General features: G+C 71.8%; 8 protein-coding genes and 1 pseudogene. 7 read left to right on the top strand and 2 right to left on the bottom strand.

From position 1 onward, the window contains the following. Position 1: 1 nt before the first annotated feature. From J1M36_RS03630 to hemL, 5 genes are all read left to right on the top strand, one after another. Positions 2-1207, top strand: a complete 1206-nt coding sequence (locus J1M36_RS03630; protein ID WP_064846085.1) for a ferrochelatase — start codon at positions 2-4, stop codon at positions 1205-1207. Further along, positions 1204-2148: a hydroxymethylbilane synthase gene (hemC, locus tag J1M36_RS03625; RefSeq protein ID WP_064846086.1), complete on the top strand. Its 945-nt coding sequence runs from the start codon at positions 1204-1206 to the stop codon at positions 2146-2148. The genes J1M36_RS03630 and hemC overlap by 4 nt, the downstream gene beginning before the upstream one ends. Further along, a complete protein-coding gene (locus J1M36_RS03620) occupies positions 2145-3101 on the top strand; it encodes a uroporphyrinogen-III synthase (RefSeq protein WP_064846087.1) in 957 nt (318 codons plus the stop codon). The genes hemC and J1M36_RS03620 overlap by 4 nt, the downstream gene beginning before the upstream one ends. 16 nt (positions 3102-3117) lie before the next feature. Continuing rightward, complete coding sequence (gene hemB / locus J1M36_RS03615) at positions 3118-4125, top strand: porphobilinogen synthase (protein WP_064846088.1); 1008 nt, start codon at positions 3118-3120, stop codon at positions 4123-4125. A gap of 81 nt (positions 4126-4206) precedes the next feature. After that, positions 4207-5526: a glutamate-1-semialdehyde 2,1-aminomutase gene (gene hemL / locus J1M36_RS03610; RefSeq protein ID WP_064846089.1), complete on the top strand. Its 1320-nt coding sequence runs from the start codon at positions 4207-4209 to the stop codon at positions 5524-5526. A gap of 148 nt (positions 5527-5674) precedes the next feature. Here hemL and J1M36_RS03605 read toward each other — a convergent pair. After that, positions 5675-6346 (bottom strand): annotated as a pseudogene (locus tag J1M36_RS03605) (3'-5' exonuclease); the annotation flags it as partial. A 384-nt stretch (positions 6347-6730) separates the two neighbouring features. Between J1M36_RS03605 and J1M36_RS03600 the strand changes: the two are divergent. Both J1M36_RS03600 and J1M36_RS03595 read left to right on the top strand, forming a co-directional pair. Next, positions 6731-10276, top strand: coding sequence for an ATP-dependent DNA helicase (locus tag J1M36_RS03600; protein ID WP_206478673.1), 3546 nt, complete (start codon positions 6731-6733; stop codon positions 10274-10276). Then, the gene (locus J1M36_RS03595) at positions 10273-13782 is read left to right on the top strand and encodes an ATP-dependent DNA helicase (protein WP_206478672.1); all 3510 of its coding nucleotides are present in this window, start codon (positions 10273-10275) and stop codon (positions 13780-13782) included. The genes J1M36_RS03600 and J1M36_RS03595 overlap by 4 nt, the downstream gene beginning before the upstream one ends. Here J1M36_RS03595 and J1M36_RS03590 read toward each other — a convergent pair. Next, positions 13710-14933 (bottom strand): macrolide 2'-phosphotransferase, encoded by a 1224-nt coding sequence (locus J1M36_RS03590; RefSeq protein WP_231885528.1) that lies wholly within the window; start codon positions 14931-14933, stop codon positions 13710-13712. The two genes, J1M36_RS03595 and J1M36_RS03590, sit on opposite strands and share 73 nt — an antisense overlap. Positions 14934-14937: the final 4 nt, after the last annotated feature.

Genomic DNA, 14937 nt, shown 5'->3' with positions numbered 1-14937 from the left:
GATGACTGACACCCGAGAGACCAATGCCCTGAGTGCCGAGCGCGCCAACGCGCCGCACAGCTTCGACGCCCTGATCCTCTCCTCCTTCGGCGGGCCGGAGGGTCAGGAGGACGTGATCCCGTTCCTGCGCAACGTCACGCGCGGCCGCGGCATCCCGGACGAGCGGCTCGAGGAGGTGGCCACCCACTACCGTGCGAACGGCGGCGTGAGCCCCATCAACGCCCAGAACCGGGCGCTGCGCGATGCGCTCGAGGCCGAGCTGCGGCGTCGTGGTGTGGAGCTGCCCGTGCTGCTCGCCAACCGCAACTGGGACCCGTACGTGGCGGACGTTCTGCGCGAGAGCCACGAGCGCGGGTACCGGGACCTCCTGGTGCTCGCCACGAGCGCGTACTCCGGGTACTCCAGCTGCCGCCAGTACCGGGAGGACTACGGCGTGGGCCTGGAGGAGACGGGGCTGCAGGACGAGCTGCACGTGGAGAAGATCCGGCAGTACTACGACTCCGAGGGCTTCCTGCGCCCGTACGCCACCAAGCTGCGGGACTCGCTGCTCGCCCTGCGCGAGCGTACTGACGGACCCGTGCGCGTGCTGTTCACCACCCACTCCGTGCCCATGACGGACGCCAACGCGGCCGGCTCCCAGCGGATGAGCTTCGAGGGGGACTCCGCCTACGTGGCGCAGCACCTTGCGGCCGCGCGCTGGATCGTGGAGCAGGTGGGCGAGCCCATGAACGGGGTGGAGTGGGAGCTCGTGTACCAGTCCCGCTCCGGGCCCCCGCAGGTCCCGTGGCTCGAACCGGACATCTGCGACGTCATCGAGGAGCTGCCTGGCAAGGGCGTCACCGGCGTGGCCGTGGTGCCCCTGGGCTTCGTCTCGGACCACATGGAGGTGCTCTGGGACCTCGACACCGAGGCCCGTGACGCCGCGGCCGAGGCCGGCCTGGAGTTCGAGCGCATCCCCACCGCCGGCACCGATCCCGAGTTCGTGGCCGCGCTCGCGGACCTCGTGGAGCAGCGGCTGGGCACGCCCACCGCGCCCCCGCGGGTATCCGCGTGCGCCCAGGGCACGTGGTTCGACACGTGCGCCCCGGACTGCTGCGTGAAGGTGCTGCGCGGCCAGAGCGAACCCCGCCCCACGATCGCCCAGCGGCCCGTCGGCGAGCCGATCCCCGTGGGGCTCGACGAGAACGGCGAGGTGATCCACCGGTGAGTGGACCCGTGTTCAGGGTGGGCACCCGAGGCTCGCAGCTGGCCATGACCCAGAGCCGGTGGGCGGCCGAGGCCGTCTCCCGTGCCGGGGGCATCGACCACGAGCTGGTCACCGTGCGCACCGAGGGCGACGTGCTCACCGGGCCGCTGTCCCAGTTGGGCGGTACAGGGGTCTTCGCCACGGCGTTGCGGTCCCAGGTGCTCGATGGCGCCGTGGACCTGGCCGTGCACTCCCTCAAGGACCTGCCCACCGCGGCGGTCACGGGGCTCACCATTGCCGCGCTGCCGCAGCGTGAGGACCCGCGGGACGCCCTGTGCGCCCGTGACGGTCTGACCCTCGACGAACTGCCGGAGGGCGCGGCCGTGGGCACGGGCTCGCCGCGGCGCGTCGCGCAGTTGCGCGCGCTGCGCCCCGACCTGCGCATCGTGGACATCCGCGGCAACGTGGGCACGCGGCTCAACCGCGTGGCTCCCGGGGACCCGGGGGACCTCGACGCGGTGGTGCTCGCGGCGTCGGGCCTCAAGCGCCTGGGCCTCGAGGGGCGGATCACCGAGTACCTGGATCCGCACCGGATGCTGCCGGCCCCGGGCCAGGGTGCGCTCGCGCTCGAGGTCTCGGCGGAACTCGCGGCGGACTCGGGTCTCGCGACCGGTCTGGCCGCGGTGGACCACCTGCCCACGCGGCTCGCGGTCACCGCGGAGCGCTCGGTGCTGGCTCGTCTCGAGGCGGGCTGCGCCGCACCTGTGGGAACCTTCGCACGCCTCGTGGACGGTGATCTCGAACTGGACGTCGTCGTGGCGAATCCGGACGGCTCCGAGGTCATGCGCCGCACGGAGTCCGCGCCGGAACCCTCGGTCGAGGCCGCGCGGGCTCTCGGTCAGCGGGTCGCGGAGGACCTGTTGGCCCACGGCGCGGACCGGTTGGCACGGTTGAGCCTGTGACCGCGGCGCGCGTGCTCATCACCCGCGACCCCGCTTCCGCGAGCGCCCTGGCGGTGCTGCTGCGGGAACGCGGGTACGAGCCGTGCGCCTCGCCCCTGCTCGAGGCCCAGTTGCCGTCGGACGTGGAATCACTGCGGGAGCTGCTGGCCGAGGCCACCGGCCCGAGCGGTCCCACGTGGTTGTGCGTGACGTCCGCGACCACGGTGGCGGCGCTTGCCGCGGTCGCCCCCACCCCGCAGTGGGGTGCCGCGCTCGACGCCGCTCGGCGGCCCTCCGCTCGTCACCGCACCGAGGCCGGTGAGCCCGCGCTGCGGGTCGCCGCGGTGGGCGAGGCGACCGTCCGCGCGCTGGGGGAGTATGGTGTGGGCGTGGATTTCGTCCCCGCGCGCGTCTCGAGCGCGGCGGGCATGCTCGCCGAGTGGCCCGAGGAGCACCCGGGTGCATCCGGGGCCCCGGTGCGGGCCCTCGTGCCGGTCTCGGCGCTCGCGTCCGACGCCCTCGTGAGCGGACTGCGGGAGCGGGGGTACGACGTCGTGCGGATCACCGCGTACGACACCGTCCCGGCCCCGGCGGACCGCCCGCTGCGCGCCCCCGGTGCCGGGACCGCAACCACACCGGAAGCCCCCGAGGAATGGGGCGCCGACGCCGCTCGGGCCGCGTGCGCGTCCGGTGAGCTGGCCGCGGTGGTGGTCACGGCGCCGTCGCGCGCGGACGCCCTGCTGGAGGGCATGACGCCCGCGGCCGCCACGGCGTGGATCGCGATCGGGGAACCGACCGCCCGCGCGCTGCGGGCCCGCGGAGTCGACCCGATGACCTCCGCGCAACCGACCCCAGCGGCCCTGGCCGACGCCGTATCGCGGGCGCTGGGTGAGCCGGACACTTCGGCGCCGGAGCGGGACGGTCACGCCGAGCCCGCAACGACCCGCCCCGTGACGACTCAAAGATTTCGATGATCAGGAGATGTGAACCATGACCGACCATGACGTGTCGTACGACCTCGTGTCACGGCCCCGCAGACTGCGCAGTACCCCGGCCATGCGCCGGTTCACCGCGGAGACCCGCGTGACGCCGTCCGAGCTGATCCTGCCCGTGTTCGTCAAGGAAGGACTCGACGAGCCGCAGCCCCTGGCCTCGATGCCCGGTGTGGTGCAGCACAACATGGACTCTCTCAAGCGCGCGGCCGCCGAAGCCGTGGAGCTGGGGCTGGGCGGCTTCATGTTGTTCGGGATCCCGCAGACCCGCGACGCAGAGGGCTCCGCCGCGCTGGACCCGGACGGCATTCTCAACCGCGGGATCCGTGCCGTGCGTGACGAGGTGGGGGACGACATCGTGGTCATGTCGGACCTGTGCCTGGACGAGTTCACCGATCACGGCCACTGCGGCGTGCTGGATGATCAGGGCCGCGTGGACAACGATCGCACCCTGGAGATCTACGGCCGCATGGGCCTGGCCCAGGCCGAGGCCGGCGCCCACATGCTGGGACCCTCCGGGATGATGGACGGCCAGGTGGGCGTGATCCGCGCGGCACTGGACGCTGCGGGCCGCGAGGACGTGTCGATCCTCGCCTACAGCGCCAAGTACTCGTCCGCGTTCTACGGCCCGTTCCGTGAAGCCGTGGACTCCACGCTCACGGGTGACCGCAAAACCTATCAGATGGATCCTGCGAACCGCCGGGAGGCCCTGCTGGAGCTGCAGCTGGACCTGGACGAGGGCGCGGACATGGTCATGGTCAAGCCGGCCATGAGCTATCTGGACATCCTGCGCGAGGTCGCGGACGCGTCCCCCGTGCCGGTCTCGGCGTACCAGATCTCGGGTGAGTACGCGATGATCGAGGCCGCCGCGGCGAACGGCTGGATCAACCGCGACGCCGCGATCCGCGAGTCCGTGCTGTCCATCAAGCGCGCCGGGGCCAACTCGATCCTGACCTACTACGCGACCGAGCTCGCCCGCTGGTTCCATGAGGAGAACGGCAGGTAACCCCAGAACCCCCGCGCCCGCGCCGTCGCGCGGCACGGTCCCACCGGGAGAGCCTCCCGGCGAAAGGAATGAAGTGATCTCATGAGTGTTTCGCAAGAACTGTTCGACCGCGCCCAGCGCGTCATGCCCGGGGGCGTCAACTCGCCCGTGCGCGCGTTCAACTCCGTGGGCGGTACCCCGCCGTTCATCGCCGCGGCCAAGGGCCCGTACCTCACGGACGTGGACGGGCGCGAGTACGTGGACCTGGTGTGCTCGTGGGGCCCCGCGCTGATCGGTCACGCGCATCCCGTGGTCACGGAGGCCGTCCACGAGGCCGTGGAGCGCGGTCTCGGTTTCGGCGCCACCACGCGCGGTGAGACCGAACTCGCCGAGCTCGTGGTGGACCGCGTGGCCCCGCTCGAGGAGATCCGCATGGTCTCCACGGGCACCGAGGCCACCATGACGGCGCTGCGCCTGGCCCGCGGGTTCACGGGCCGCGACCTGGTGGTCAAGTTCGCCGGGTGCTACCACGGTCACGTGGATTCGCTCCTGTCGGAGGCCGGTTCCGGTGTCGCGACCCTGGCCCTGCCGGGTTCCGCGGGAGTCACCGAGGCCACCGCCGCCCAGACGCTCGTGGTGGCCTACAACGACGTCGCGGCGCTCGAGACCGTCTTCGCCGAGCACCCCGGTGAGATCGCCGCGGTGATCACCGAGGCCGCTCCGTGCAACATGGGCGTGGTCACCCCGGAGAACGACTTCAACGAGCACATCCGTCGGATCACCCGGGACAACGGCGCCCTGATGATTCTGGACGAGGTGCTCACGGGCTTCCGCGTCCACGAGGCCGGGTACTGGGGGCTCAGCAACCAGAACGGCGAGGACTGGGTCCCGGACCTGTTCACGTTCGGCAAGGTCATCGGCGGGGGACTGCCCACCGCCGCACTGGGCGGGCGCCGCGAGATCATGGAGTACCTGGCCCCTATGGGCCCGGTGTACCAGGCGGGCACGCTGTCCGGGAACCCCGTGGCTATGGCCGCGGGGATCGCGACGCTCAAGTGCGCGGACCGGATCGCGTATCAGACCATCGACCGCCGTTCCGAGCAGCTGCAGGCGGGGGTGCACGAGGCCCTCGATGCCGCCGGGGTCGATCACTCGATCCAGGTGGCCGGCAACCTGTTCTCGGTGGCCTTCGGGACCGGTGCCCGCGGGGTACACGACTACGCGGACGCCAAGGCTCAGGAGAGCTTCCGGTACACGCCGTTCTTCCACTCCATGCTGGATGCCGGGGTCTACCTCCCGCCCTCGGTCTTCGAGGCGTGGTTCCTCTCCGCGGCGCACGACGATTCGGCCATGGACCGGATCCTCTCGGCCCTTCCCGCCGCGGCTCGTGCGGCAGCGGAGGCTCGACCCGCCGAAGGCTGATCCGCTTCGCGTTTTCTGTACGCCTTTTCCTGTACGACGACGGCGCGGCGCCGCCCGGGTGGTTCCCGGCGGTGCCGCGCCGTCGTCGTTGCGCAGTGCGACGGCCGCGGTCGTGCGCGTGACGGTCGCTGTAGTGGTGCGGGTGGGGTCAGGGGTGCGGGTGGACGGGCCACGTGCCGTCCACCACGGCCTCGGGATCTCGGCGCCGGAAGTACTCCTGCAACGACGCCGCTTGCTCGGCTGCCCAGCCGATCTGCAGTTCGTGCAGCTCTTCCGCGGGTCGTTCGAGCTCTGCGAACCGTTCGACCAGGGCGGTGGCGAGCCGCTCGGTGGCCAATGCGTCCGCGGCGGAGGTGTGTGCGGCATCCAGGACCACGCCGTACTCCTCGCACAGTGCGCCCAGCGTCCGCTTGCCGCGGCGGTAGCGGTGCACCTGCTTGTTGAGCACGAACGGGTCCAGCACGGGCATCGGGGCCGGGGCGGGCAGACCGTGGCGCTCGCTCTCTCTCGCGAGGACCGTGAGGTCGTAGGCGGCGTTGAATGCGAGCACCGGGATCCCCACGCGCCACAGCCCGCTCAGCACGTCGTGCAGTTGCGCGGTGACCTCCGCTGCGGGGCGGCCCTCGGCGCGGGCCCGCTCGGTCGTGACGCCGTGGACCGCGGCGGCCTCCGCGGGGATCTCGATCCCGGGATCGGCGAGCCACTCCCATTCCCGCGTCACGGTCCCAGTGGCGTCCACGAGGACCACCGACGCCGTCACGATCCTCGCCTCCTGCGGATCCCGCCCCGTGGTCTCGAGGTCGAACGCCGCGCGCTCGCCGGCGGTCCACGACGGCGCGGCGCCGACCTCCCTGCGAGCCGCCCCGTGGGGGACGGTTGCTGCGGTCGCCGCGGGCTCGACGGCGTCGTCGCCGGCGCTCTGTGCTACTTCGGACGCGCGGTCGCGTGAGGGCGCGGAGCGGGTGCCGGCAGCGTTGTCCCGCGTGAGTTCAGGCGCGGGCTCGAGCGCGGCGTCGAACAGCGTGGGCTGCTCGGGCTGCGGCGCGGCGGGTTCCTCGGGGTCCGCCGCGGGTGGCGGGGGCGGCACGTTGAAGAGTGCGGGCTGTTCGGTGTCACCTGTGTCGTGCGGGGAAGCCATGCGACCACGGTACCGGTCGGTGCGCGGGCCGTTATGCGTGTCGGATGACCGTGATGTGATCACCACATGCGAACGCAGCGTGAACCGTCCTGGCGCGTCCTGCCGCCCCGCGGCGTCGAATCCGGCGGGGCGGACCCGGAGCTGGACCCCGCGCAACGCACCGTCGTGGAGCTACCGGCCGACCACGGGCCGGTCCTCGTGCTGGGAGCACCCGGGACGGGGCGCAGCACGGTGACCGTGGAGGGTGCGGTGCGACGGATCGTCGAGGGAGCCGATCCGCAGCGCCTGCTCGTGCTCGCGCCATCGCGTGAACTGGCGGCCACGCTGCGGGACGAGATCAGCCGCCGTGCGCGCGCGACCATCAGCACGCCGCTCGTGCGCGCGTGGCAGGCGTACGCGTTCGACGTCCTGCGCCGCGCACAGGCCCAGGACCTGTTGCCCGGGGTCACCACCACACCGGTGTTGTTGTCCGGGCCGGAACAGGACGCGTTCCTCGCGGAGATGATGCGCGGGCACGCTGCCGGGTACGGCAGCCCCGTGGTGTGGCCCGCGGAACTCGATCAGGCGCTCGGCACGCGCGGCTTCCGCGGCGAATTGCGCGAGCTGTTCGACCGCATGAACGAATACCGCATGGCGCCCGACGTCCTGGCGCGCTGGGCGCAACCCCTCGGTCGCCCCGAGTGGCGCAGCGCGGCGGCGTTCCGCGCCGAGTACCAGCAGATCCGCGCCCTGCGCATGCCCAACGCCTTCGACCCGTCCGAGCTCGTGGACCGCGCGGCCCGCGTCCTCGAGGAGAATCCGGATTTCCTCGCCCGGGAACAGGACCGGTTGGACGTCGTGCTCGTGGACGACCTCCAGGACGCCACCCCGTCCGCCCACCGGCTCATCGGGGTGCTCACCCGGGGCCGGGACGCCGTGTTCACCGCCAATCCGGACACCACCGTCCAGGGGTTCCGCGGCGCCCGCCCGGACCTGTTGCGCACGCTCGAGGACCGGGTGGGCACCCCCGCTCGGCCACTGCAGCGCTTACAGCTAGGCACGAGTCACCGCATGCCGCTGCGGGTCAACGAGGCGTGGCAGCGCGTGGCGCGGGCCATCTCGGTCGTGCCGGGGGCCCGGGTCCAGCGGGCTCCCGAGCAACCCCGTGCGACCGAGCACATCGCCTCCCAGGCAACCGATGCCGACACAGCCGACGACCTCCATGCCGCCGACGACGCCCACCCTGCCGACGACGCCGCAGCGCCGGGTTCGGTGCGCGCGACGCTCTTCGATTCGCCCACGGCCCAGGCGCGCTGGTGCGCGGACCACTTCTTGCGCTTGCATGTTTTGCACGGTGTGCCCTACCGGGACATGGCGGTGATCGTGCGCAGCGGTTCCCAATTGTCGGCGCTGACCCGGCAGCTGTCGGCGCTGGGCGTGCCCACGACCACGTCCGCCGCCGAGACCCCCTTGCGGGAGGAACCCGCGGTGATCCCGCTGCTGCATGCCCTGCGCTTGTTGCTCGCGGCGCAGGATGCGGTCGCGGAACCGGACGGAGCACTTGATCAGGAAGCACAGGAGGCCGGCCCGGGCCGGGGTGGGCAACCGGGCGACGATCCCGATTCCGCTTCCGGAACGTCGATGGAAGGCTCGGAGGCCGAGGACGCAGACCGTGAGCGGGCCGCCCACCGATCCATGCTCACGGCCAGTGCCGCGGTGGCCCTGTTGACGTCGCGGATCGGCGGGGCGTCCCCCATGGAGGTGCGCCGGATCCGCCAGAAACTGCGCGGTTACGAGCTGCGTACCGGGGGTGGACGCACGAGCGACGACCTCCTCGTCCAGGCGCTCGCGGACGGTGTGTTGCTCGAGCTCGCGGAGGTGCACTCGGATTCCGCGGCGCGCGTCGCTGACATGCTCCAGGCCGGTCAGGAGGCGCTGGACGAGCCCGGCGCCACCGCTGAATCCGTGTTGTGGGCCCTGTGGGACGCGTCCGGGGTCGCACCGCGCTGGCGGCGTCGTGCCCTGGCCGGGGGAGCGGAGGCCGTGCGGGCGGACCGGGACCTGGACGCCGTCGTCGGACTGTTCGAGGCCGCCGAGCGGTTCGTGGACCAGGTCCCGGGCGCCACGGCACGGGCGTTCATGGACTACATGGACCACCAGGAGTTGCCCATGGACACCCTGGCGGCCCGAGCACCGGCGGAGGACAACGTCTCGGTGATGACCCCCGCGGGGTCGGCGGGTCGGCAGTGGGCGCACGTGGTCGTCGCCGGGGTGCAACAGGGGGTGTGGCCCAACACCGCCCTGCGCGGTCAGTTGCTGGGAACGGACGTGCTCACCGACGCCCTGGACCACGGGCCGGAACAGGCCACACGGTTGAGCGCGGTGGACCGGTTGCGGCAGGTGCGCTTCGACGAACTGCGGCAGTTCGCCACGGCCGTCTCCCGCGCCACGGCCGGCCTCACGGTCACCGCGGTGGCCAGCCAGGACGAGCAACCGTCCGAGTTCGTGGACCTCGTGGCCGGTGGGAGCCGCGACGATCCCGGCATCTCCGTCGAGGAACTGAGCGCACCCGAACCCCTCACGTTGCGCCAGCTCACGGGTGCGCTGCGCCGCACCGTGCAGCAACCGGACGCGGCCGCCCACGAACGAGAGGCCGCCGCGCGTCTGCTGCATGATTTCGCCGACCTCGCAGAGCCCGTGCCGGGTGCCGCGCCCGAGCAGTGGTGGGGCCGCAACGCTTTGTCCACCGAGGACGCGCTGTTCGCACCGGACGAGGCGGTACGCGTCTCCCCGTCCACGATCGAGACGATCCACCGCAGCCCGCTCGACTGGTTCGTGAGCGAGGCCCATGCCACCGAGGTGACCGATCTGCGGCGCAGCCTGGGAACGCTCGTGCACGACATCGCCGAGCGACTCCCGGACGCCGACAGCGTCGAGTTGATCGCGCACCTGCGCCGCCGCTGGCCCTCCCTGGGCATGCCCCACGGCTGGACGGGGGAGCAGGAGCTCGAACGCGCGGAGAAGATGTTGCGTAAGTTCGCGCAGTACTCGCGGGAGATGCGCTCCGAGCACGGGCGCGAGCTCGTCTCGGTGGAGGGCAGTTTCGAGGTCCTGGTGCGCAGCGAGGCCCGGGACGCCCTGCTGACCGGGCGCGTGGACCGGCTGGAGGTGGACGCCCACGGGCGCCACGTCGTCGTGGATCTCAAGACCGGCAAACACCAGCCGACCAAGAAGGACATCCCCGAGCACCCGCAGCTGGGCGCGTATCAGGTGGCCTTGCAGGCCGGCGCCGGGCGGGCCATGCAGGAGGCCTCCCGCACCGAGGATCTGCATGAAACCCGACGTCCGGAGCGCATCGAGCTGCCCGAGGGCGCCGTGTCCGCCCAACCAGGGGGAGCGCTGCTCGTCCAGCTCGGCAGCCCCGCGGCGTCGCCCGGTGTGCAAGTCCAGGACCCCCTGGACGAGGAACACCGCTGGGCGCGGGACCTCATCACGCAAGCGGCCCTCCTCGTGGCGGGCACGCGATTCGAAGCGCGGCACACCGCGGATCAGGAGGCCGGATTCGGGATCCGGTGCTCCGTCCCGTGGCTGTGTCCGCTGTGCGCCCAGGGAAGGCAGGTCACAGAGAAATGACCCAGCAGGATTCCGCCCCCCAGCCCCGCTCACCGCAGGACGTCCGGTACTCCCCGTACGAGATCGCGGAGGCGCTCGGGGACTTCCCGCCCACCGAGCAACAGGCCGCGGTGATCGCGTCCCCGTTGACCCCACGACTGGTCGTGGCGGGCGCGGGCTCGGGTAAGACGACCACCATGTCCGATCGCGTCGCGTGGCTTGTGGCCAACGGGCTGGCCCGCCCGGACGAGATCCTCGGGGTCACCTTCACGCGCAAGGCCGCGGGCGAACTGTCCCAGCGGATCAACCAGAAGCTGCGGAACCTGCGCCGCGCGGGACTCATCGACGAACCCGAGGACGACAACGCCCCGGCCGCGGCGCAGGAGCCCACGGTCAGCACGTACCACTCCTACGCGAACTCGCTCGTACGCAGTTACGGGCTTCGGCTGGGCGTGGAAGCGGACACCGTCCTGCTCGGTCAGGCCCAGGCCTGGCAACTCGCACACGACCTCGTGCAGAGCTGGGACGGTCCGTTGCCCGCGACCGTGCCCGCCGCATCCACGCTCACCACGGGTCTCATGCAGTTGGCGTCCGAGGCCTCGGAGCACCTCGTGGAACCGCGCCGGATCCACGAGTTCGTGGGCCGGCTGCGTGCGATGTGCCTGGACACCCCTCCGGACGGGCGGAAGAAGTCCCCGGGGCGCAAGGTGCAGGACGCCGTGCGCCGGATGGAGCAGACCGAGGTCCTCGCGCAGCTCGTGGAGCGCTTCCGCGCGGCCAAGCGCGTGGACTCGGCGCTCGACTACGGTGATCTGCTGGCACTCGCGGCACGGATCGTGCGGATGGACCCCCACGCGCGCACGGTCGAGCGGGAACGCTTCTCGGTGGTCCTGCTGGACGAGTTCCAGGACACGTCCCACGCCCAGTTGGCCCTGTTCTCGGGATTGTTCGGGGAGGGGCACTGCGTCATGGCCGTGGGCGATCCCCAGCAGTCCATCTACGGCTTCCGGGGGGCGTCCTCCGGCCAGCTGTTCAGTTTCGTGGAGAACTTCCCGGTCCGGGGGTCCTCGGACGTGGAGCCGTCCCGGTTCGCGGACACGAGTTTCCTCACCACGGCGTGGCGCAACAGCCTCGCGGTCCTCGAGGTGGCGAACGCCGTGGCCGAGCCGCTGCGCACCCCGCCCGCGTGGAGCCGTTCCGCGGCCACGGTCGAGGTCCCGCCGCTGGACCCGGCGCCGGGTGCGGTGCGCGGTCGTGTGCGGGTGAGCCGCTACTTCACGGACACCGAGGAGGCCCAGGCCGTGGCCGCGTCGATCCACGACCAGCGGGCCGCGCATCAGGGCCAGGCCCCGGACGAGATGCCCACCATGGCCGTGCTGTGCCGCAAACGCGCGCAGTTCGAACCCCTGCGCCTGGAACTCGAAGCCCGGGACATCCCCTACGAAGTGGTCGGGCTGGGTGGGCTGTTGCACACCCCGGAGGTCGCCGACGTCGTCGCGATGCTCCACGTCCTCACCGATCCGGGCCGCTCGGATGCCCTCGCCCGATTGCTCGCCGGTGCCAGGTGGCGGCTGGGTGCACGCGACCTCGCGGCACTCGGCGACTGGGCCGCGACCCTCGAGCGCGGCCACGAGCGGGCCGCGCGCGGCGAGGATCCGGAGCCCGCCGACGACGCGGCCACCACCGGCGAGAATGCCGAGGAGCCCGTGGTCATGGCGGACATCGTGGACCGCGCGAGCCTGATCGAGGCGCTCGAGACACTGCCCCCCGAGGGCTGGGTCTCCTCGCGCGGTCGCGGGATCAGTGCCGAGGGCGTGCGCCGGTTGCGCGCATTGCGCCGGGACGTGCGAGACCTGCGCAGTGTGCTCGGGGACGAGCTGACCACCGTGATCCACGAGGTCGAGACCGTGCTGGGCCTCGATATCGAACTCGCCGCGCTGCCCGGGGAGGATCCCGTGCACGCGCGGCGCAACCTGGACGGCTTCCACGACCAGGCGGTCCAGTTCGCGGCCACGACCCGCACGCACGACGTCGCCGCGTTCCTGGACTGGCTCGAGGCCGCGTCCCACGAAGAGAACGGCCTGGAACTTCCGCCCGCGCACACGCGCCGGGACGCCGTACAACTGCTCACGGTCCACGCCTCCAAGGGCCTCGAGTGGGACCACGTCTACGTCCCCGGGCTCAACAAGAACGACTTCCCCTCCAAGAAGTCCTCCGCGTGGACCCTGGAAGCGGCCAAGCTGCCGTGGCCGTTACGGGGCGACGCCGCTCAGTTGCCCCAGTGGGATGCGCGCGTCTCGGACGTGCGCGAACTCGAGAGTTCTTACGAGGAGTTCGCGGAGGACGTCGAACAGTACGACCTCGCCGAGGAACGTCGGTTGGCCTATGTCGCGTTCACGCGCGCCAAGTCCCTGCTCGAACTCTCCGGCAGCGTGTTCCGGGGCACCGCCCAGGAGGTCAAGGAGGCCTCACCGTTTTTGCTCGAAGCGCGGGAGTTGGTCGAGGGATCGAGCCCCGGTTTCGAGGCGGGTCCGTGGGTCGAGCCGGGACCGGATGCCACCAACCCGCAGCGGGACACCCGGGTCAGCGCGCTGTGGCCGTACGACCCCGTGGAGGGACCGGAACTCGTGCGCACCGAACGCTCCGCCGACGGTGAGCACATGGAAACCGTGATCGCTCCGGCACACCGGGGCCGCCGAGAGGTCATGGAACGCGCTGCCCGCGCCGTGGCCGAGCGCGGTTTCCCGGACACCCGCGAGCTCACGGACGAGGAGTTGGCACAGGGGCCCTCCGGTGACGTGGTCACGCGGTGGCGGCGCGAGGCCGAACTGTTGCTGGGTCGCCGCGCGGCGTCCGAGGAGGACCGCAGCGTGCACATGCCCTCCCACGTCTCGGCGTCCGCGCTCGTGGCCATGGACACCGATCCCGAGGGGTTCATCAGCAATCTGCGCCGACCCATGCCACGCAAACCGGGCTCCGCGGCCCGGGCGGGCACGGCGTTCCACACGTGGGTTGAGAATTTCTTCGGGGACTCCGCGATTTTCGACGCGGACGAACTGCCCGGTTCCGACGACTACGTGGACGAGGACCTGGACCTGCCCCGGCTCGCCGAGACCTTCCGGAACAGCCCGTGGGCGTCTCTGGAGCCCTACGCGATCGAACTGCCCGTGGAGACCCCGGTGGGGTCGCTCACGGTGCGCGGTCGGATCGATGCCGTGTTCCGCACCGCGGACGGCTGGGAACTCGTGGACTGGAAAACAGGGCGAATCCCGCACGGTCGGGAGCTCAAGCGCAAGTCCGGGCAGCTCGCGCTGTACCGGTTGGCGTTCGCGCGGTTGCACGAGGTCCCGGTGGAGCTTGTGTCGGCGGCGTTCTACTACGTGGCCGCGGACCTGGTGGTGCGTCCCCACGACCTCGCGGACGAGACGGAACTCGAGGCCGTGGTGAGCTCGCTCTACGAGGTGGGCGTGACGGATCCGGACGCCGCGGAGGAACCGCCGGTGGAGGAGCCGCCCTCGCCGGAGTGATGGTCGGGGGACAAGCCGTAGTCGCTGGGGTGACCGTCCGGGGCGGAGTCGCCGTCGAGGGCGCGGCCGTCGGAGTCAGTGCGGTCCACCGAGTCGACGTCGGAGTCGCCGGCCCGATCCGCACCGGACGCGGCGGCCGACGCGGTCGAGGCGGGCGGCGGACCGGCCACCCCCGGGGACGGCGACGCGCTGGCCCGCACGTCCGCCGCGAGGGTCGTGAGCATCCGCTGGGCGTTGTCCACCATGGACGTGATGCCCCGGTCCACACCGCGCACGAGCCATTCCGCGAGCGCGAACTCGGCCTTGAGGTGCGCGCGGCGCAACAGATGGCGGTCCGGGGGTTGGACGGCCGCCACGGAGTAGGCCTCTATCACGGTGTCCGCGAACGCAGGGTCGGACATGCCCACGAGCCATGAGAAGTCCACGGCGGGATCGCCCACGTGCAGATCGCTCCACCCCGTGAAGGACGCGAGTGAACCGTGGTCCACGGTGATGTTGTCCTCGTGTAGGTCCCCGTGCACCACGCGCGTGGAGAACTGCCACAGCGTGGTGTCCTCGAGGGCCTCCTCCCACCGGCGCAATAGGTCCCCGGGGATCAGCCCCGTGGTCGCGGCCTGATCGAGATCGTGGAGCATGCGCTTGCGGCACTGTTCGGCGCTGTAGGCGGGCAGGTCCGCGTCCATCACGAGCGCACGGGGCAGAGAATGAAGGCACCCGAGCGAACGGCCCAGTTGCACGGCCAGGGGGGCGCGCGGCGTCGCACTCGGGGAGGGCGTGTGCACGGGAGGTTCGGGATGTTCGTTCTGCCGCTGGAACTCCCGCAGGCTAAGCGTGTGACCCGGCAGGTGCGAGTAGACAAAAGTGCGCAACCCGTCCTGCGCCACGGACCCCGCGACCGTGGGCAGGTGGAACGGCAACCGCGAGCGCACGGACGGGGTGAACGCCTGCAACACCAGGTGCTCGGTCTCCAGGCGCATGCTCGCTTCGGTGTTCAGGGGACTGCGGACGCGCCAGCGGCGGCCCTCGGAGTCCTGGACCACGCACGAGCGGAAATCCGCGGCGTCGTCGGGAGAAGGACCGGTGGCCACAGGGGCCACCCCGGGCACGGCCGCGGCCGCGACGGCGGCCAGCAATTCGGGGGTCGTTCTCACCTCA

This window comes from Kocuria sp. KRD140 (assembly GCF_017168375.1).
Lineage (GTDB): Bacteria > Actinomycetota > Actinomycetes > Actinomycetales > Micrococcaceae > Kocuria > Kocuria marina.
Note: the sequence above shows the minus strand (reverse complement) of the source record. Positions and strands in the feature narration are given on the sequence as shown.